The organism is Burkholderia sp. PR2, assembly GCF_052372875.1.
Lineage (GTDB): Bacteria > Pseudomonadota > Gammaproteobacteria > Burkholderiales > Burkholderiaceae > Burkholderia > Burkholderia diffusa.
Window position 1 is genome coordinate 238,999 of sequence record NZ_JBQRWH010000002.1, and the last position, 16,251, is coordinate 255,249.

The window sequence follows — 16,251 nt, forward strand, 5'->3', positions numbered from 1 at the left end:
GTATCCCGGTTTCTCATTCGAAGGAGGTTTCCATGTCATCCCGACAACATACGGGTCACGAATACAGCCACGCTCGCGCGCACGAAGGCGAGCGCACGCAGCAGGACCACGACAAGGGCGGCCACCAGACGGGGCACGGCAAGGCGCCGGGCCCGGTCGACGTGCAGAAGGCGCTGAAGGGGATGGACTATCCGGCGAGCAAGTCGGAAGTCGTCCAGTGCGCGGAGCGCTCGCACGCCGACCCGCGCGTAATCGACATGCTCAGGCAGATACCCGATCGCGAATATGGCACGCCGGCATCGGTATCGAAGGAGCTCGGGCGGCTGATGTGAGCGCCGCCACGTCGCGTCGCGCACGCCGTCGCGTGTGCGGCAGCTTACGGTCACGAGGAGCACGAACATGGCGATGATCGTCGCAGGACGCTTCACGACGTTCCATGAAGCGGAAGGTGGCGCGCGCCACCTTTACGAGCGCGCGTTCGGCCCGGACGACGTGTCGATCTTCTTCCTGAACCCGGGCGGCCAGCACGCGCGCTTTCCGATCGGCGGCGACGTATATGCCGATACGGCCGCGAAGCCGGGTGGCCGCGGCGCGATGGTCGGCGCGCTGCGCGGGCTGCTGATCGGCGCGATCGTCGGGCTGATCGTCTATGCGCTCGGCGTGCACTACTGGTTCGTGCCGGCCGCCGGCGCGCTCGCCGGTGCGTATCTCGGCGCATTCGGCGGCGCGCTCGGGCGGATGCGCGGCGAGCAGGCCGAAGGCAAAGGCACGCTTGCGCATACCGAAACCGGCGTGATTCTGGCCGCACGCGTGACGGCGACGAACGCGGCCGCCGCGGAAGACGTGCTGCGTGCGACCGGCGCGCAATCGATCGAGCGCGTCGAGGGTGACTGGCACGACGGCGAGTGGCGCGACTTCGATCCGGTGCGCCGGCCGGACGGCACCGCGCAGGGCCGCCCGCGCTGAACGAGTCGTTTCCGCCTGTGCCTGCAGCGCGGCGTGCCGCAGCGCGGGCCGGTGCGCGGTACACGGCACGCAGCTTGCGATGCATTCGCGACACCCGTTCAAGGAGGAACCCATGACCATCGCCAGGACACCGCCGTCCCAGACGCAGACGCAACAGCCGGGCCACGAGCGGGAGATGCATCCGAAGCCGCGCGACGAAGCGGCCGATTACGTCGGCAGCGGCAAGCTGGCCGGCAGGGTCGCGCTCGTGACGGGCGGCGACAGCGGGATCGGCCGCGCGGTCGCGATCGGTTTCGCGAAGGAGGGCGCTGACGTCGCGATCGTGTACCTGAACGAATCGGACGATGCCGCGCACACGAAGCGCCTGATCGAGCAGGCGGGGCGGCGTTGCGAGGCGATCGCATGCGACGTCGGCGACCGCCGGCAGGCACGCGACGCGGTCGCGCGCACGGTCGAGCGGTTGGGACGCCTCGACGTGCTGGTCAACAACGCGGGCGAACAGCATCCGCAGCAGGGCATCGAGGACGTGACCGAGGAACAGCTCGAAGGCACGTTCCGCACGAACGTGTACGGAATGGTGTTCTGCACGCAGGCCGCGCTGCCGCACATGAAGGCGGGCGGGCGCATCGTCAATACCGCGTCGGTGACCGCGTATCACGGCAGCCCGAAGCTGCCCGACTACTCGGCGACCAAGGGCGCGATCGTCGCGTTCACGCGCTCGCTGTCGATCGAGCTGGCCGAGCGCGACATTCGCGTGAATGCCGTCGCGCCCGGCCCGATCTGGACGCCGCTGATTCCGTCGACCTTCACCGCCGAACAGGTATCGAAGTTCGGCGCGAACGTGCCGCTCAAGCGGCCGGGGCAGCCGGACGAGCTGATCGGCTGCTACGTGCTGCTCGCGTCCGAAGGCGCGAGTTACATGACGGGACAGACCTTGCATCCGAACGGCGGGTCGATCGTCGGCGGGTGACGATTCTGCCCACACAAGGAGAAAGCGCATGAAACAGCCCAACTGGACGATCGCGGCGCTCGCCGCGGGTGTACTCGCGGTGTCGGGATTCGCGCATGCACAGATGCCGAGCGAGCCGCCCGCATCGAATTCGCACGTGCCGGGCGGCGTGATCAACCCGACGTCGGGTGCCGGCGCGGGCGATCCGGGCATCGCGAAAGCACCGCAGGGCGTCGATGCGGAATTCGTCGACAAGGCCGCGCTGGCCGGCAAGGCCGAGGTGCAGGCGAGCCAGCTCGCGCTGGAGCAGGCGCAGTCCGCGGACGTGCGCACGTTCGCGAAGAGGATGGTGGCCGACCATGGCAAGGCCGCTATGAAGCTCAACGAGATTGCCGCGCGCAAGGGCATGAAACCGCAGGTCGAGCAGATCACGGATCCGGACGTCGAGGCATTGCGCGGCAAGCGCGGGCACGACTTCGACACCGCCTATGTTGCCGCGGTCGGCCCGGACGCGCACAAAAAGGCGGTTGCGCTGTTCGAGGAAGAGGCGCGCGACGGCAAGGACGCGCAACTGCGTGCGTTCGCGACATCCACGCTGCCGACGCTCAGGCATCACCTCAGCATGGCGGAGGCACTCCAGCGCAAGGTGGGCGCGCAGTAACGCGCGTCCGTTTCAACCCCAGGGCCGCGCGGGCGGCCCGTTCTTTCGGAGAAGCAGTCATGGCCCAACGACAATCGAAGCATGCAGGCATCCTCGAACTGCTCTGCCAGGCATACGAGACCGAGCTTGGCGGCGCGAAGATCTACGAGGCCGCGCTCCAGTGCGCGACCGACGAGGACCTGCACAAGGAATGGGAGAAGTACCACCGCGAAACGATGCATCACCAGGACGTACTGCGCAAGGTATTCGAAACACTCGGCCTCGACCCGGATACGAAGTCGCCGGGCCGCGCCGCCGTGGAGGCGACCGGCAAGTCGCTCGTCCAGGTGATCGAGCAGGCGAGGAAGCAGGCCGAGCCGGCGGTCGCGCAGGTCGTCGCGGCCGAATGCGTGGTGCTGGCCGAAACCAAGGATCACCTGAACTGGGAACTGATCGGCTATGCGGCCGACCAGTTGCGCGACGGCGACGCGGCGAAGGCACTGAAGGCTGCACACGATGAAGTCGAGGCCGACGAGGACCATCACCTGTATCACACTCGCGGCTGGGCGCGCGAGATGTGGATCGAATCGATGGGCTTCAAGGCGGTGCTCCCGCCGCCGGAGGAAGTGAAGAAGGTCGAGTCGGCGGCCGACGCGGCGCGTGCCGAAAAGTCGCGCGGCAAGATGATGTAACCATGCCGATCGGGCAACCGGGCCATGCTGCTTGCGCGGCCGCCCGGCTGTCCGATATCGTTGCTCTGCCGTCCCCGTCCGCCTCGCTTGAACGGTTGCTGACGCAACCACACCGTGCCGGTCAGGTCAGCATGTCCACGGCCATCACGATCACCGATCCCGCCATCAGCACGCCCGCCAGCCACCCGAACACGTTCGATGCGATGCCGCTGCCGGGCTGGCCGGCCGCATCGCGTCGCTGTGACAGCCGTCGGTACCACGGCTGACCGGTGGATGCGGCGGTCGTGGTTTCCCGCGCCGCGTCGTTGCCGCGCGGGCCGCTCATTCGGCGTCCCCTGCTGCGCCGCGCGCGAGGCGCGACGCAGTGCGCAGCGCGTCCACGAGCGTCCGGTATGCGTGCTCGCGCGAATCGGCGCCGCGCGTGCGCAGCACGTAGGACGGGTGATAGGTTGCGACGACGAAACAGCCGTCGGGTGAGCGAACCGGCTTGCGCGTGCGCTCGAGCGTTGCTTCGTTGTCCTGCAGCACCGCGCGCAGTGCCGTCGCGCCGAGCGCGACAATCACCCGCGGGCGGATCGCATCGAGTTCGCGTTCGAGCCAGTAGCGGCACGCGGCGACCTCGCGCTGCGCGGGCGTCTTGTGCAGCCGACGCTTGCCGCGCGGCTCCCATTTGAAGTGCTTGACCGCGTTGGTCAGATAGACGGACGTGCGCTCGATCCCGGCTTCGTCGAGCGCGCGGTCGAGCATGCCGCCCGCCGCGCCGACGAACGGGATGCCCCTGCGGTCTTCCTGATCGCCCGGCTGCTCGCCGACCAGCATGATGCGTGCGTCAGCAGGCCCCGCACCGGGCACTGGCTGCGTCGCATGTTCCCACAGCCCGCAGCGGCGGCAGGCGTCGAGCGTGGCCGGTGCATCGTCGTCGGCGACGAGCGAGACCGCCGCGCGCTTTGCGGACGCATCGCGCATCATGCGGTGCTTCCTGAACCCGTCGGCGCCGGGCCCGCGTCGGCGTGCGCACGACGGCGCGCTCGCCGGTGGGCGGCCAGCGGATCGAAGGCCTGTCCGGGTCGGAATATCGGCAGTGCGCGCATTGACGGTTCCCATATCGACGCTGTGCACTTCGTACAGCAACCGGCGTGCCGCATGCAGTCGAAACGCGTGTGCAGTTGGCGCTGGGGGCAGCATCCGGTTACGGGAGAACGCCGCGATACAATTCGACCCCTACGACGATGCGGGCGCCGGCGACCTGCTGCCGTGATGCGCGGCCGTGCCGCTGACGCCGCACCTGTCTGGAACCGGCGAGTGGCCGCGGACGATCAGGCGTGGCCGATCGGGCGCCTTACACGGCACATGTAAAACGGCATCGGGCGTCGTCGTGCCGAGCGCATTCGCCCGCCGCATGCGATACGGCGGCGCGGCTGGCGCATCGCAGCCGGGCATTTCCCGGCTGGGTGTGCTTGTCCGAATCGTGCAAAATACCCGGCATCAGAGATGCGGAGACCAGGCCCGTGGGAATCAACTTCGATTTGACCGACTTGCAGGCGTTTCGCGCGGTGGTGGAGCTGGGAAGCTTCCGGAAGGCCGCCGAGGCGATCAGCATTTCGCAGCCCGCGTTGAGTCGCCGGATCGACAAACTGGAGGAAGCGCTCGGCGTGCGTCTGTTCGAGCGCACGACGCGCAGCGTCACGCTGACGACGGTCGGCCGCGTGTTCGCGCCGAGCGCCGAGCAACTGCTGGACGATCTCGACGTCGCGCTGCTCGGCATCCGCGACGTCTCGTCGAGCCGCCTCGGTCACGTGACGATCGCGTGCGTGCCGTCGGTGGCCTACTACTTTCTGCCGAACGTGATCGCGAGCTATCATCGCCGCTTTCCGCGCATCAGGGTCAAGCTGCTCGATGCGAGCGCGAACGAGGTGCTGAGTGCCGTCATCAGCGGCGAGGCCGACTTCGGTGTGAGCTTCATGGGCAGCCAGGAGTCCGAGGTCGAGTTCAAGCTGCTGCTGCAGGAGCGATTCGTTGCCGCGTGCCGGCGCGATCATCCGCTCGCGCGCAAGAAGCGCGTGACCTGGAACGAGCTTTACGAGTACGAGTATGTGTCCGTGGACAAGACATCCGGCAATCGCTTGTTGCTCGATCAGGCATTGACGAGCGTCGCGCCGCGTGCGCCGAGCGTGTGCGAGACGCGCCACGTGACGACCATGCTCGGGCTGGTCGAGGCGGGGCTCGGCGTCGCCGCGGTGCCGTCGATGGCGATGCCCGGACACGACCATCCGCTGCTCACGAGCGTGCCCCTCGTCGAACCGGCGGTCAAGCGCCGGGTGGGCATCGTGAAACGGCGTGGACGCCCGCTGACGCCGGCCGCGGAGGAGTTTCACCGGGCGATCGTCGACGCCAGACGCGGCAGTGCGCCACACAGCGATGCATCGAAGTAATGCATGCGACGAATACGACCGGAACATCGAGGAAGACCACACCGTGAGGCTGGGAAGACCGCTGCATTCGCTCTACGTGCAGGTTCTGCTGGCGATGGCGCTCGGCGTGAGCGTCGGCCACTTCTGGCCGTCGGCAGGCGCGTCGCTCAAGCCGCTCAGCGATGCATTCGTCGGTCTCGTGCGGATGATGATCGCGCCGATCGTGTTCTGCACGATCGTCTCCGGCATCACGTCGCTGACGAACGGGAAGGCCATCGGGCGCACGATCGTCCGCGCGCTGGTGCTGTTCTACCTGCTGACCGCCGCCGCGCTCGCATTCGGGCTCGTCACCGCGTTCGTGCTGCGGCCCGGCGCCGGCATGCACGTCGACGTGCGCCATCTCGACGCGAGCGTTCTGGCGCAATACGCGCAGCATGCGCAACCGCGCGGACTCATCGCGTTCGCGCTGAGCGTGATCCCGGATACGATGCTCGGCGCGTTCCAGCAGGGCGAGGTGCTGCCCGTGCTGCTGCTGTCGCTGCTGTTCGGTTTTTCGCTGAACGCGTATCCGCAGGCCGGGCGGCCCGTGCTGGCGCTGATCGACGGCGTCGCGCAGATCGTCTTTCGCGTGCTCGCGATGATCATGCGGCTCGCCCCGCTCGGCGCATTCGGCGCAATGGCCTTCACGGTGGGCCGCTTCGGCATCGGTTCGGTCGGCTCGCTCGCACGGTTGATGGTTTCGTTCTACGTGGCCTGCGGGCTGTTCGTCGCGCTGGTGCTCGCGCCGCTCGCGCGGTTGCACGGTTTCGCGTTGTGGCGGCTGTTGCGCTACATCCGCGAGGAGTTGCTGATCGTCCTCGCGACGTCGTCCACGGAACCGGTATTGCCGCGGCTGATCGTCAAGCTGGAGTCGCTCGGTTGCGACAAGGGCGTCGTGGGGCTCGTGCTGCCGGCTGGCTACTCGTTCAACCTGGACGGCACCGCGATCTATCTGACGCTCGCGGCATTGTTCATCGCCCAGGCGTGCGATGTAACGCTTTCCGCGCCGCAGATCGCGGCGATGCTGGCCATCATGCTGCTGACGTCGAAGGGCGCGGCCGGCGTGTCCGGCAGCGGGCTCGTCGCGCTCGTCGCGACGCTCGCCGTGATGCCCGACCTGCCGGTTGCCGGCGTCGCGCTTCTGGTCGGCATCGATCGCTTCATGTCCGAGGCGCGTGCGCTGACGAGCGTGATCAGCAACGCGTGCGCGGTGATCTTCGTTTCGATGCGGGAAGGGGCGTGCGATCGTGCGCGGCTCGCGCGGATGCTGAGTGCGACCGAACCGGCTGACCCGAATGGCGCGGATGAATCCGATGCCGGCACCGGGCCCGACGGGAAGGCGGTCTGACGCGCACCTTCCCGTGGTTGGTGCTCAATGCGCGGAAACGGAATCCAGTCCGGTCGAGTTCACTTCCGCCTGCACGTCGGGCGACGCGAGATAGTCGAGAAGTGCCTTCGCTTCCTGCGGGTGGTGCGCGCCGACGGGGATGCCGGCCGCGAAGCGCGTGACGGACTGCAGCGACTCGGGAATCTTCCCGACGAAGGTCGCGCCCTTCACGGGCAGCAGTTCGCTCACCTGCTGAAAGCCGATCTCGTAGTCACCGTTCGCGACCACGGATGCGACCGGGATTCGCGGGACCATGGTCGCCTTCGATTTCACCTGGTCCTCGATGCCGAGCTTCCTGAACAACTCCCGCTCGATGTAGACGCCGCTCGCGCTGTCCGAGTAGGCGATCGACTTAGCATGCAGCAGAACCTGCTTGAGGCCTTCGGCCGTGCTGATGTCGGGTTTCGCCACGCCGTCGCGCACGACCATGCCGATGCGCGAATCGGCCAGCTCGACGCGCGATCCGGCGATCACCTTGCCTTGCCGGATCAGATCGTCGAGCGCATAGCCGACCATGATCACGGCGTCGGCCGGCTCGCCGCGCGCGAGCCGGTTCGGAATCGCTTCAGGCGATTTGCCCATCGACGGGCCGAGCGCGGTATCGAGTGTGTTGCCCGTGTGGGACGCGAACCGCGGGCCGAGCAGTTTGTAGGCGGCGGTGAAGCCGCCCGAGCTCATCACGTGCAGGTCGGCGGCCTGCACGTTCGCGGTGACCGCCGAGGTGGCGACGAGCGCTGTGGCGCAGAGTTTCAGGAGCAGGTTTTTCATGGTCGTGGTCTTGGCCGTATGGAGTCGGGACAGGTCGTTCGGCATGAGGAGGTTTCAGTGCGCCGGCGTCAGCGTGACCGTCCGCCGGCGATACAGGGCGAACGTCGCGAGCAGCCCGCACACCGCGGCGAGGCTCATCCAGTAACCGGGCGCGGCCTTGTCGCCGGTCATGTGAATGAGCGCCGTCGAGATGGCCGGCGTAAAGCCGCCGAACACGGCCGTGGCGAGGCTGTAGGCGAGCGAGAAACCCGCCACGCGCACCTCGACGGGCATCACTTCCGTCAGTGCGACGACCATCGCACCGTTGTAGATCCCGTACATGAACGACAGCCACAGAAGCACGAGCAGCATGTTGACGAACGATGGCGCATGCGCGAGCAGGGACAGCGCGGGATAGGCCGTCGCAATCGCGAGCAGCGTCATGCCGACGAGCAGCGGCCGGCGGCCGATGCGATCGGACAGGGCGCCGCCGATCGGCAGCCACACGAAGTTCGACACGCCGACGCACAGCGTCACGAGCAGGCTGTCGGCCGTGCTCAGGTGCAGGACCGTCTTGCCGAAGGTCGGCGCGTAGACGGTGATGAGATAGAAGCTCGTGGTGGTCATTGCGACCAGCATCATGCCGGCGACCACGACGCCCCAGTTGCGCGCCAGCGTACCGAACACTTCCTTCATGCCCGGACGATGCTTGCGGGCCTTGAACGCCTGCGTTTCCTCGAGGTTGCGGCGCAGCATGAAAATGAACGGCACGATCATGCAGCCGACGAAGAACGGCACGCGCCAGCCCCACGCGGCGATGGCCGACGTGCTCAGCCATTGATTGAGCGCGAAGCCGAGGGCTGCCGCGACGACGATCGCGACCTGCTGGCTGGCAGACTGCCAGCTCGTGTAGAAGCCCTTGCGGCCAGGCGTCGCCATCTCGGCGAGATAGACCGACACGCCGCCGAGCTCGGCGCCTGCCGAAAAGCCCTGCAGCAAGCGCCCGACCAGCACGAGCGCGGGCGCGAGCAGGCCGATCGTCGCGTAGCCCGGCACGAACGCGATCAGGATCGTGCCGCTTGCCATGATGGCCAGCGTGACGATCAGGCCCTTGCGGCGGCCGACGTCGTCGATGTACGCACCCAGCACGATCGCGCCCAGCGGCCGCATCAGGAAGCCCGCGCCGAAGACGGCGAAGGTCATCATCAGCGACGCGAACTCGCTCGCGGCGGGAAAGAACACGGCGGAGATCTGGGTGGCGTAGAAGCCGAACAGGAAGAAGTCGAACTGCTCGAGGAAGTTGCCGGCCGTCACGCGGAATACCGCGGCGGCCTTCGAACGTCCGGTCGGAAGGCTGGGCGAGGGGTGCATCAGGGTGTCTCCAGAAAATGCGGGAAATGCGCGGGGAGCGATCGATTGTCGTTTCGGCAATCTTCACCCGAAGACGAGAAAACGATAAGTGCGATTTTCGGAAGGATTGATGTCGTTTGGTTATCAATCGGGCGGCGCGCTACGCCAGTCGCGCACGGCCGGCGACCGGCGACGCCGGCCTCAAAGGATCGGCACGCCTCGTAGATCCGTCAAAAAACCCCAAAAAAAGCCCCGCATTCGCGGGGCTGTCGCCTGAACCACCGGCAAATCACGAACGGTCAATGCCGCCCGCGCGTGCGCGGATCATTCAGTTCCTCGGTCGGATCGGTGAGCCCGAGCTCGTCGCCCGCGCTCCAGTACGGCGTGCTGCCATAGAACTCGTGCAGCGGCGTGGCCCATTGCGGGTCCGCCATTGCCGGCCAGTGATCCTTGTCGAAGCCCGGCGCGTTGCGGATCCGCTCGGACGACACCGACAGCAGGAAACACTTGCGTTCGGTGTCGAGCGTGAGTGCGCTCCATGGAATCGCGAGCAGCTTGTCGCCGATGCCGAGCAGGCCGCCGCTCGACAGCACGGCGTACGCGACGCGGCCCGAGCGCACGTCGAGCATGATGTCCTTGATCTTGCCGACGTCATCGCCATCGGTCGTGTAGACCTTGTCGCCTTCCAGCGTGTCGGCCGCCATCACGTCGGGGCCTGGGCCGGCCGCCGTCGCGGCGCCCTTGCCGATGATGCGCGTCTGTCCTCGATCGGAAGTCTGCATGGTTGTCCTCCTGGTTGCGTGGAGCGCGGCCGTGCCCGGGATGGGCCCTGCGGGTCGCGCGGGTTGTCGGGCGGGGCGAGGATCGCCCCGTCACGTACGCTTCGGTTGCGACACGCCTTCGAGCGTGTTCGCGACGTCGTCGCGCGCGGGGCCGGCCGTGCGCGTCGCGATGTCCGCGAGCGACAGCATGCCGACGAGGCGCTGGTCGTGATCGACGACGGGCAGGCGGCGCAGTTGCGCGTCGGCCATGTAGTGCTGGATCTCGTCCAGCGGATCGTCCTCGAAACACCATTCGATCGGGCCCGACGCAACTTCGTGGATCCGCGTCTCCGGCGGCTTGCCGGCCGAGATCGCGCGCACCGCGAGGTCGCGGTCCGTGACCATGCCGATCAGCCGGTTGTTGTCGCACACGGGCAGCGCGCCGATGTCGTAGCGCTCCATCAGTTGCGCCGCATGACGGATCGAGTCGGTCGGCGCAATGTGCACGACGTCCTGCGACATGATTTCGTTGACGCGTTGCATGGAGTCCTCCTTGCGGCTTGAAGCGGGCCCGTGCGATTCAGCAAGCGGCGTGCCGTTCGGCACGGGTGTCCGTCGAATCGCCGACGGTCATGCGTCGCGGCGCCTGGCCGGGTCCTGCCACGGGCCGTCGTCGTGCGTGCCCGGCGGCGTGTCGGGCTCGATGCGCGTGATGCCGCCGGTCGCGGGCGGATCGCTCGCGGGGAACGTGTCCTCGAGCTGCTTGTCGATATGCCGCTCCGAGTGGCGCGTTTTCGTGTGGTCCTGGTCCTTGAGCGGCGGCGACGGGGCGGGACGCGGTTCGTGCGCCGGCGCGTCGCGGCCGGAACGGGTCGAATCCTTCATGGCAGGGCTCCGTGTCGGTGACGATGAGGCGGTTTTCGCGCAACGGCCGTGCCCGCTGCATCCGGACGGCACGCGACTTGCCGCGTCGGCGGCAACGACGACACCACGGCGCGCCACGCGCCGCATGCATGCGCACATCAAGCGGGAGGGCACGATGACGATTCCGAAACGGCGGCCAGGCGTGCGCTATGAAGTCAACGTATGTGGCGGAGGGTTCGAGTCGGTGAAAAGCCACTTCATCACATGGAAGCAGGAGCCGCTGATCTACCGGCCCGATCGCCGCATGTTCGAAGGCAAGGCCGACGTGCGGCCGCTCGACGAGACGTTCGGCTCGACGGAGCCGGCGCGCTTCGCGCTGCAGCGCGCGTGCGACCCGACCGATCCGTATGCACTCGCCGCGCGGGTGCGCGACGACGACCACGAGCTGTGGCTCGTGATGGCTGCGTACGACGGGTAGCGCGATGGTCTTGAAAGAATTGCAGCGCGCGGTGTAGCGAAGACACGTCGCGCCGGGCGGCGGCCTGCACGCTGGCGCGTCGACGCGCGGCAAGCGCTGACAGCGGCCGGCATGCGGCTTGCGGACCTTGGGGCATCGAGCGGCGAACGTGCCGCGCCGCGATCCGGTTCCGCGAGGAGAGCGCAACGATCGAATGCCCATGAACAGAGACGCCATCCGAAACCCTGCTCAGTCGATGCACCGGCCCGAGCCGCCTGTGCCCGACGTCGGGCCGGACCCACAACCGCCCCCGCCGGACGACCTGCCGCCCGGCACGCCCGAGCCATATCACGATCCGGAAGGCGATCCGCCAGAGCAGCCGCCACCGGAACGTGAGCCGCCGACGCGGGAGCCGCCGATCCACGTGTCGCCGACGGGCGTGCCGCCGGTGGCGTTCACCTGATCCAAGGAGGGGCCACGATGAGCATCCGCGTGAAACCCGGCATGCTGCGCGACGTGGCCGAGACGCTCGGCCGCCATTTCGAGGCGCGGGCGATGCCGTTCGATGTCGACGAGCAGCCGCCCGGCGCGCTGCGTTTCGGCTTTCGCATCGACGGCCATCCGGCGTCGCTGACCGTCACCTTCGACGCCGATGCGTTCGCGGCGCTCGAGCAGGCCGGTATCGAGCGGCGACGTGGTGCGCTGGCACGCGTCGCCGCCGAGTTCGACACGATGATGGCGCGCCGCGCGCCGACCGCGTATGCCGGCGATTTCCATTTCAACCGGCTCTGAGCCGTGTCGCCACGGCCGGCCCTGCGCCACCGATTCAACGGAGGATTCCGATGAAGCCGATCCAGTCGATGCGTGTGGGCGCCTGTGCGTTCGCCGCCGCGTGCGCGCTCGGCGCATGCACGCAACCGCAGGCCACTTACGGCACGCGCGGCGCTCCGCCGGCGCCGCCGGACGGTCATGGCGCGTCGCCGACCACGACGATGCCGGACGCGAACACGCGCTACGACACGCGTCCGTCGCCGTACAACACGATGCCGGCGGGTGCGGCCGGCGGTGAGGCGGCCGACGTGCCGCCGCCGGGACCGAACGGCGCGCAGGGCGACCGGACGATGCCGGGCACGCCGCCGCCGATGCAGTACTGACGTGCGGCACGTCGTGCGGCGGCTGCGGGCGGATACACCGGCGCGCCGGCGCGCAGCCGGTGCGTCCGCCCGGCGCGAATTCCGTGCCTCCAACTTGCCGGCACTTGTAAAAAAGGCAGCAGCCGGGGCCGCCGCAAGCGGGGTGCGAACCCGCGAGAGCCGCGACGGACGGCGCTTCGCCCCCTTGGCATGGAAGCTGCATGATTGCGTCTGCACGCAATTCCGCACACCGTCAGGAGGGCATCGATGTCCGTCACGCTTGCGCTCCAGATGCGACAGCATCTGGCACTCACGCCGAGGCTTCAGCAGTCCCTTCGCCTGTTGCAGTTGTCTTCGCTCGAATTCCAGCAGGAACTGCGGCAGGCGCTCGACTCGAATCCGTTTCTCGAAGATGGCCAGGGCGACGACGAAGCCGCCGCCGACGTGCCCGAATCCACCGCCGAAGCCGCGGCGGCCGAGCCGCCGCCAGAGCGCGAGGACGTGCGTCCGCCTGACGGCGAGGTGTCGTATACAGCGGCGCCGGCGCCGCGCGGCACGAGCCGCCAGGCTGACGACGCGAGCGACCTGTCGCCCGGCGAGTGGATGGCGGCCGAGCCGTCGCTGCACCAGCAACTGCACGATGCGCTGCGCCTTTATCCGCTGAACAAGCGCGACCGCGAGGCTGCGCGCATCGTGATCGATGCGCTCGACGAGGACGGCTACCTGCGTCAGGAACTGGCCGAGCTGCTGGTCGCGGCCGATCCGGCGTTGCTGCTGTCGGAACAGGATCTCGCGGTGGCGCTGCGGCTCGTGCAGATGCTGGACCGTCCGGGCATCGCCGCGCGCTCGGTGTCCGAATGCCTGGTGCTGCAGCTCGACGCGATTCCAGCCGGCACGCCGGCGCTCGCGGAGGCGAAGGCGATCGCGCGCGACCATCTCGAACGGCTCGCGCGGCGCGAGACGGCGGAAATCCAGCGACGCCTGGGCTGCAGCCAGGCGACGATGCAGGCGGCGTGCGCGCTGGTGCGCACGCTCGATCCGCGTCCCGGCAACCACTACGGCAGCACGCGCGGCGACTACGTGATACCCGACGTGATCGTGCGCCAGGTGCGCGACGAATGGGTCGTGACGATCAACCCGGCCGTGCTGCCGCGCGCGCGGCTGCACGAGCGCTACGCAACCTTGTTCGCGCAGTCGAGCGGCGAGCACGATTCGCCGCTCGGCCAGCAGTTGCAGGAAGCGCGCTGGCTGATCCGCAACGTGCAGAAGCGCTTCGACACGATCCAGCGCGTCGGCGAATGCATCGTCGCGCGGCAGCGCGATTTCTTCCGCTACGGCGAGATCGCGATGAAGCCGCTCGTGCTGCGCGACATCGCCGAGGCGCTCGACCTGCACGAATCGACCGTGTCGCGCGCGACGGGCAACAAGTACATGGCCACGCCGCACGGCACGTTCGAGTTCAAGTATTTCTTCCCGCGCAAGCTGGAAGCAGCCGGGAAGGGCGTGTGCTCGGCGTTGGCCGCGAAGGTGCTGATCCGCGACATGATCGCGGCCGAGCGCCACTCCGACCCGCTGTCTGACGTCGCGCTCACCCAGAATCTGGCGGGGCGCGGCATCCTTCTTGCGCGTCGGACGGTGACCAAGTATCGCCAGGCGATGAAGATTCCGCCGGCTGAACTGCGGCGGCGCGACGCCGCATGACGATGCCGTTCGAACCGCGCGCGGCCTGCGCACCGCGCAGCCCGCGCGCACCACCGAGAGGAGGAAAGCCATGCCAGCCAAGTCCCAGGCACAGCAGCGCGCCGCGGGGGCCGCCCTGTCGGCCAAGCGCGGTGACACCAAGATGAAGGACCTGAAGCCGCCTGCGAAGTCGATGGCCAAGTCGATGAGCGAGAAGGAACTCGAAAAAATGGCTTCGACGCCGGCCCACGGCAAACCCAGGCACAAGCACGATGCTTGATCGGCGGCGACACGCGTCGACGATCGCCATTCGTCAGGACTCCAGGAGGAATTCATGCTTCGATACGCCATCATCTTCTTCATCATCGCGATCGTCGCCGCCGTGTTCGGCTTCGGCGGCATCGCGGCCGGCGCGGCCGAGATCGCGAAGATCCTGTTCTACATCTTCGTCGTGATCTTCCTGGTCACGCTGCTGCTGGGCGTCGTGCGCCGATGACGGTCACGCCAGACCGTTCGCAGCGCATCGCTGAACTCGAAGCTGCGCTCGCGAACGGATTTCCGTCGGAGTCGACCGTCGTCGTGCATGCGGATGACGCGTCCGGGCGGCTGACGATCCAGGTGTCGTGGGTGCGGGTACCGGTCGACGCGAGCGCGCGTCAGTGGCGCTGCGTGGTGGACCTGCGCTTCGAGCCGGACGTCCTCGCGCGGTACGTGTCCCTCGACTCGGCCGACCGGTTGCGCGTTCGGACGCACGTGTGCGACATGGCGCGGCGCGCGGTGGATGAACAGAAACCGCGCGTCGAGGACGCCGAGATCGAATGCAGCGTCGCGCTCGACGTGACGCGCGAGGAGCTGGATCGCGCGATTCGCGCGCCCTGACGTCGCGGCAGCAGCCCGCCGTGACATCGTAGCGGGTCGTCGCGGCACGTGTCGTGCGGCTCGTTCGTTTCCCATGACGGCTCCGTGTGCGCCGTGACGCACGCAGCCGTCCTTCATCGAACCGACAGGAGGGCGCGCGCGTGACGCATCTCCCCGATCCGGCAATCCACCGCCACCCGACGGCGCGAAATCGCGCCAGCGCGCGGAGCGTTGCACGGGGGAGCCGGTACGCCAGGCGCGCGTGCAAGCGGCAAGGAGGACAGGCATGGCCCCGCGGATGATATGGAAAGGCGCGATCAGCTTCGGGCTCGTTCATGTGCCCGTGCAGCTGTTTCCCGCGACACGCACCGTGAAGCCGTCGTTCCGGCTGCTCGACAAGCGCTCGATGGATCCGGTCGGCTACCGGCAGATCAACAAGCGCACCGGCAAGGAAGTCACGCGCGAGGACATCGTGCGCGGCTACGAGTACGAGAAGGAGCGCTACGTCGTGCTGACCGACGACGAAATCCGCGCGGCGAACCCCGAATCGACGCAGACCGTCGACATCCTGACCTTCGTCGACGAGGATGCCGTGTCGTTCCTCTATCTCGACACGCCGTACTACCTCATGCCGGACCGCAAGGGCGAGAAGGTCTATGCGCTGTTGCGCGACGCACTGAAGGACAGCGGCAAGATCGGCATTGCGCTCGTGGTGATGCGCGACCGACAGCATCTTGGCGCGCTGATTCCGGTCGGGCCGCTGCTCGCGCTCGATACGCTGCGCTGGCAGGAAGAATTGCGGCCCCTCGACGAACTGACGGTACCGGCCGAAGACGCGAAGGGCGCGGGCGTGACCACGCGCGAGCTGGGAATGGCGAAGAAGCTGATCGACGACATGGCCGGCAAATGGACGCCCGACGAGTATCACGACACGTTCCGCGACGACATCCTCGAGCTGGTCGAGCGCAAGGTGCGCGCGGGCAAGATCGAGGAGATCGAGGAGCGGCCCGCACAGACGAGCCGCGTGGCGACCAACGTGGTCGACCTGACCGAGCTGCTGAAGCGCAGCCTGAAGGGCGGCGGCGGGGCGCGTGCGGCGGATCTGCGCGATGCGGGCGACGACGAGGATGCGAATACCGATGGGGCATCCTCGTCGTCGCGCGGCGGCGGGCGCCGCAAGCCGGTTTCGAAAACCGCGGTGAAGGGCGCGGCCACGAAAACCGCGGCGGCGAAACGGCCGTCCGCGAAACGTGCCGCGACCGGCGAGCATGCGGTGAAGAAAGCCACCGCGCGCCGCAAGCACGCCGCATGACGCCG

22 protein-coding genes and 1 pseudogene are annotated in these 16,251 nt (G+C 68.1%); 16 read left to right on the forward strand and 7 right to left on the reverse strand.

Translation table 11 applies throughout. The annotated features are described in order from the left end of the window. Nucleotides 1–32: 32 nt before the first annotated feature. The 5 genes from ACT2FV_RS12615 (at nt 33) to ACT2FV_RS12635 (ending at nt 3,247) form a co-directional block, all read left to right on the forward strand. Nucleotides 33–332, forward strand: a complete 300-nt coding sequence (locus ACT2FV_RS12615; RefSeq protein ID WP_059605954.1) for a DUF2795 domain-containing protein — start codon at nt 33–35, stop codon at nt 330–332. Between the two features lie 67 nt (nt 333–399). Beyond that, complete coding sequence (locus ACT2FV_RS12620) at nt 400–966, forward strand: hypothetical protein (protein WP_151049043.1); 567 nt, start codon at nt 400–402, stop codon at nt 964–966. 112 nt (nt 967–1,078) lie between these two features. Continuing rightward, nucleotides 1,079–1,936, forward strand: a complete 858-nt coding sequence (locus ACT2FV_RS12625; RefSeq protein ID WP_151049044.1) for an SDR family oxidoreductase — start codon at nt 1,079–1,081, stop codon at nt 1,934–1,936. Nucleotides 1,937–1,964: 28 nt separating this feature from the next. Further along, nucleotides 1,965–2,576, forward strand: coding sequence for a DUF4142 domain-containing protein (locus ACT2FV_RS12630; RefSeq protein ID WP_151049045.1), 612 nt, complete (start codon nt 1,965–1,967; stop codon nt 2,574–2,576). 59 nt (nt 2,577–2,635) lie between these two features. Continuing rightward, the gene (locus tag ACT2FV_RS12635) at nt 2,636–3,247 is read left to right on the forward strand and encodes a hypothetical protein (protein WP_124901567.1); all 612 of its coding nucleotides are present in this window, start codon (nt 2,636–2,638) and stop codon (nt 3,245–3,247) included. Nucleotides 3,248–3,368: 121 nt separating this feature from the next. On the opposite strand, the pseudogene ACT2FV_RS12640 reads toward ACT2FV_RS12635, so the two are convergent. Both ACT2FV_RS12640 and ACT2FV_RS12645 read right to left on the reverse strand, forming a co-directional pair. Then, nucleotides 3,369–3,494 (reverse strand): annotated as a pseudogene (locus tag ACT2FV_RS12640) (divalent metal cation transporter); the annotation flags it as partial. A 74-nt stretch (nt 3,495–3,568) separates the two neighbouring features. Beyond that, a complete protein-coding gene (locus tag ACT2FV_RS12645; protein ID WP_444504013.1) occupies nt 3,569–4,216 on the reverse strand; it encodes a UdgX family uracil-DNA binding protein in 648 nt (215 codons plus the stop codon). 539 nt (nt 4,217–4,755) lie between these two features. Between ACT2FV_RS12645 and ACT2FV_RS12650 the strand changes: the two genes are divergently transcribed. Next, the gene (locus ACT2FV_RS12650; protein WP_059605973.1) at nt 4,756–5,679 is read left to right on the forward strand and encodes a LysR family transcriptional regulator; all 924 of its coding nucleotides are present in this window, start codon (nt 4,756–4,758) and stop codon (nt 5,677–5,679) included. Nucleotides 5,680–5,722: 43 nt separating this feature from the next. Beyond that, complete coding sequence (gene dctA, locus ACT2FV_RS12655) at nt 5,723–7,045, forward strand: C4-dicarboxylate transporter DctA (RefSeq protein WP_444504014.1); 1,323 nt, start codon at nt 5,723–5,725, stop codon at nt 7,043–7,045. A gap of 24 nt (nt 7,046–7,069) precedes the next feature. Here the strand turns inward: dctA and ACT2FV_RS12660 are convergent, their stop codons facing one another. From ACT2FV_RS12660 to ACT2FV_RS12680, 5 genes are all read right to left on the reverse strand, one after another. Next, nucleotides 7,070–7,852 (reverse strand): substrate-binding domain-containing protein, encoded by a 783-nt coding sequence (locus ACT2FV_RS12660; RefSeq protein ID WP_124625449.1) that lies wholly within the window; start codon nt 7,850–7,852, stop codon nt 7,070–7,072. A 54-nt stretch (nt 7,853–7,906) separates the two neighbouring features. Then, nucleotides 7,907–9,202 (reverse strand): MFS transporter, encoded by a 1,296-nt coding sequence (locus ACT2FV_RS12665; protein ID WP_444504015.1) that lies wholly within the window; start codon nt 9,200–9,202, stop codon nt 7,907–7,909. Between the two features lie 278 nt (nt 9,203–9,480). Beyond that, nucleotides 9,481–9,963, reverse strand: coding sequence for a PRC-barrel domain-containing protein (locus tag ACT2FV_RS12670; RefSeq protein ID WP_124625445.1), 483 nt, complete (start codon nt 9,961–9,963; stop codon nt 9,481–9,483). Nucleotides 9,964–10,053: 90 nt separating this feature from the next. After that, nucleotides 10,054–10,485, reverse strand: coding sequence for a CBS domain-containing protein (locus ACT2FV_RS12675; protein ID WP_059605984.1), 432 nt, complete (start codon nt 10,483–10,485; stop codon nt 10,054–10,056). A gap of 87 nt (nt 10,486–10,572) precedes the next feature. Continuing rightward, nucleotides 10,573–10,827: a hypothetical protein gene (locus ACT2FV_RS12680; protein WP_124625443.1), complete on the reverse strand. Its 255-nt coding sequence runs from the start codon at nt 10,825–10,827 to the stop codon at nt 10,573–10,575. 154 nt (nt 10,828–10,981) lie between these two features. On the opposite strand from ACT2FV_RS12680, the gene ACT2FV_RS12685 reads away from it, so the two are divergent. The 9 genes from ACT2FV_RS12685 (at nt 10,982) to ku (ending at nt 16,246) form a co-directional block, all read left to right on the forward strand. Next, complete coding sequence (locus tag ACT2FV_RS12685; protein ID WP_124625620.1) at nt 10,982–11,284, forward strand: hypothetical protein; 303 nt, start codon at nt 10,982–10,984, stop codon at nt 11,282–11,284. Nucleotides 11,285–11,477: 193 nt separating this feature from the next. Beyond that, on the forward strand, nt 11,478–11,726 hold the full coding sequence (locus ACT2FV_RS12690) for a hypothetical protein (protein ID WP_444504016.1): 249 nt from the start codon (nt 11,478–11,480) through the stop codon (nt 11,724–11,726). Nucleotides 11,727–11,743: 17 nt separating this feature from the next. Next, nucleotides 11,744–12,055 carry a hypothetical protein gene (locus tag ACT2FV_RS12695; protein ID WP_151052573.1) on the forward strand — a complete coding sequence of 104 codons (312 nt, stop codon included), beginning with the start codon at nt 11,744–11,746 and terminating at the stop codon, nt 12,053–12,055. 50 nt (nt 12,056–12,105) lie between these two features. Further along, a complete protein-coding gene (locus tag ACT2FV_RS12700; protein WP_059602383.1) occupies nt 12,106–12,417 on the forward strand; it encodes a hypothetical protein in 312 nt (103 codons plus the stop codon). A gap of 246 nt (nt 12,418–12,663) precedes the next feature. Then, a complete protein-coding gene (locus tag ACT2FV_RS12705; RefSeq protein ID WP_151051871.1) occupies nt 12,664–14,097 on the forward strand; it encodes an RNA polymerase factor sigma-54 in 1,434 nt (477 codons plus the stop codon). Between the two features lie 70 nt (nt 14,098–14,167). Beyond that, complete coding sequence (locus ACT2FV_RS12710; RefSeq protein WP_151051873.1) at nt 14,168–14,356, forward strand: DUF3008 family protein; 189 nt, start codon at nt 14,168–14,170, stop codon at nt 14,354–14,356. 54 nt (nt 14,357–14,410) lie between these two features. Continuing rightward, complete coding sequence (locus ACT2FV_RS12715; protein ID WP_027792525.1) at nt 14,411–14,572, forward strand: DUF1328 family protein; 162 nt, start codon at nt 14,411–14,413, stop codon at nt 14,570–14,572. Beyond that, nucleotides 14,569–14,955: a DUF3022 domain-containing protein gene (locus tag ACT2FV_RS12720; protein ID WP_151051876.1), complete on the forward strand. Its 387-nt coding sequence runs from the start codon at nt 14,569–14,571 to the stop codon at nt 14,953–14,955. Before ACT2FV_RS12715 ends, ACT2FV_RS12720 begins: the two co-directional genes overlap by 4 nt. 265 nt (nt 14,956–15,220) lie before the next feature. Next, nucleotides 15,221–16,246 carry a non-homologous end joining protein Ku gene (ku, locus tag ACT2FV_RS12725; RefSeq protein WP_444504017.1) on the forward strand — a complete coding sequence of 342 codons (1,026 nt, stop codon included), beginning with the start codon at nt 15,221–15,223 and terminating at the stop codon, nt 16,244–16,246. Nucleotides 16,247–16,251: the final 5 nt, after the last annotated feature.

Excerpts from the sequence above, each read along its gene's own strand:
- ACT2FV_RS12615 (WP_059605954.1), top strand. The coding sequence starts at position 33 with ATGTCATCCCGACAACATACGGGTCACGAATACAGCCACGCTCGCGCG.
- ACT2FV_RS12620 (WP_151049043.1), top strand. The coding sequence starts at position 400 with ATGGCGATGATCGTCGCAGGACGCTTCACGACGTTCCATGAAGCGGAA.
- ACT2FV_RS12625 (WP_151049044.1), top strand. The coding sequence starts at position 1,079 with ATGACCATCGCCAGGACACCGCCGTCCCAGACGCAGACGCAACAGCCG.
- ACT2FV_RS12630 (WP_151049045.1), top strand. The coding sequence starts at position 1,965 with ATGAAACAGCCCAACTGGACGATCGCGGCGCTCGCCGCGGGTGTACTC.
- ACT2FV_RS12635 (WP_124901567.1), top strand. The coding sequence starts at position 2,636 with ATGGCCCAACGACAATCGAAGCATGCAGGCATCCTCGAACTGCTCTGC.
- ACT2FV_RS12645 (WP_444504013.1), bottom strand. The coding sequence starts at position 4,216 with ATGATGCGCGATGCGTCCGCAAAGCGCGCGGCGGTCTCGCTCGTCGCC.
- ACT2FV_RS12660 (WP_124625449.1), bottom strand. The coding sequence starts at position 7,852 with ATGAAAAACCTGCTCCTGAAACTCTGCGCCACAGCGCTCGTCGCCACC.
- ACT2FV_RS12665 (WP_444504015.1), bottom strand. The coding sequence starts at position 9,202 with ATGCACCCCTCGCCCAGCCTTCCGACCGGACGTTCGAAGGCCGCCGCG.
- ACT2FV_RS12670 (WP_124625445.1), bottom strand. The coding sequence starts at position 9,963 with ATGCAGACTTCCGATCGAGGACAGACGCGCATCATCGGCAAGGGCGCC.
- ACT2FV_RS12675 (WP_059605984.1), bottom strand. The coding sequence starts at position 10,485 with ATGCAACGCGTCAACGAAATCATGTCGCAGGACGTCGTGCACATTGCG.
- ACT2FV_RS12680 (WP_124625443.1), bottom strand. The coding sequence starts at position 10,827 with ATGAAGGATTCGACCCGTTCCGGCCGCGACGCGCCGGCGCACGAACCG.
- ACT2FV_RS12685 (WP_124625620.1), top strand. The coding sequence starts at position 10,982 with ATGACGATTCCGAAACGGCGGCCAGGCGTGCGCTATGAAGTCAACGTA.
- ACT2FV_RS12690 (WP_444504016.1), top strand. The coding sequence starts at position 11,478 with ATGCCCATGAACAGAGACGCCATCCGAAACCCTGCTCAGTCGATGCAC.
- ACT2FV_RS12695 (WP_151052573.1), top strand. The coding sequence starts at position 11,744 with ATGAGCATCCGCGTGAAACCCGGCATGCTGCGCGACGTGGCCGAGACG.
- ACT2FV_RS12700 (WP_059602383.1), top strand. The coding sequence starts at position 12,106 with ATGAAGCCGATCCAGTCGATGCGTGTGGGCGCCTGTGCGTTCGCCGCC.
- ACT2FV_RS12705 (WP_151051871.1), top strand. The coding sequence starts at position 12,664 with ATGTCCGTCACGCTTGCGCTCCAGATGCGACAGCATCTGGCACTCACG.
- ACT2FV_RS12710 (WP_151051873.1), top strand. The coding sequence starts at position 14,168 with ATGCCAGCCAAGTCCCAGGCACAGCAGCGCGCCGCGGGGGCCGCCCTG.
- ACT2FV_RS12715 (WP_027792525.1), top strand. The coding sequence starts at position 14,411 with ATGCTTCGATACGCCATCATCTTCTTCATCATCGCGATCGTCGCCGCC.
- ACT2FV_RS12720 (WP_151051876.1), top strand. The coding sequence starts at position 14,569 with ATGACGGTCACGCCAGACCGTTCGCAGCGCATCGCTGAACTCGAAGCT.
- ku (WP_444504017.1), top strand. The coding sequence starts at position 15,221 with ATGGCCCCGCGGATGATATGGAAAGGCGCGATCAGCTTCGGGCTCGTT.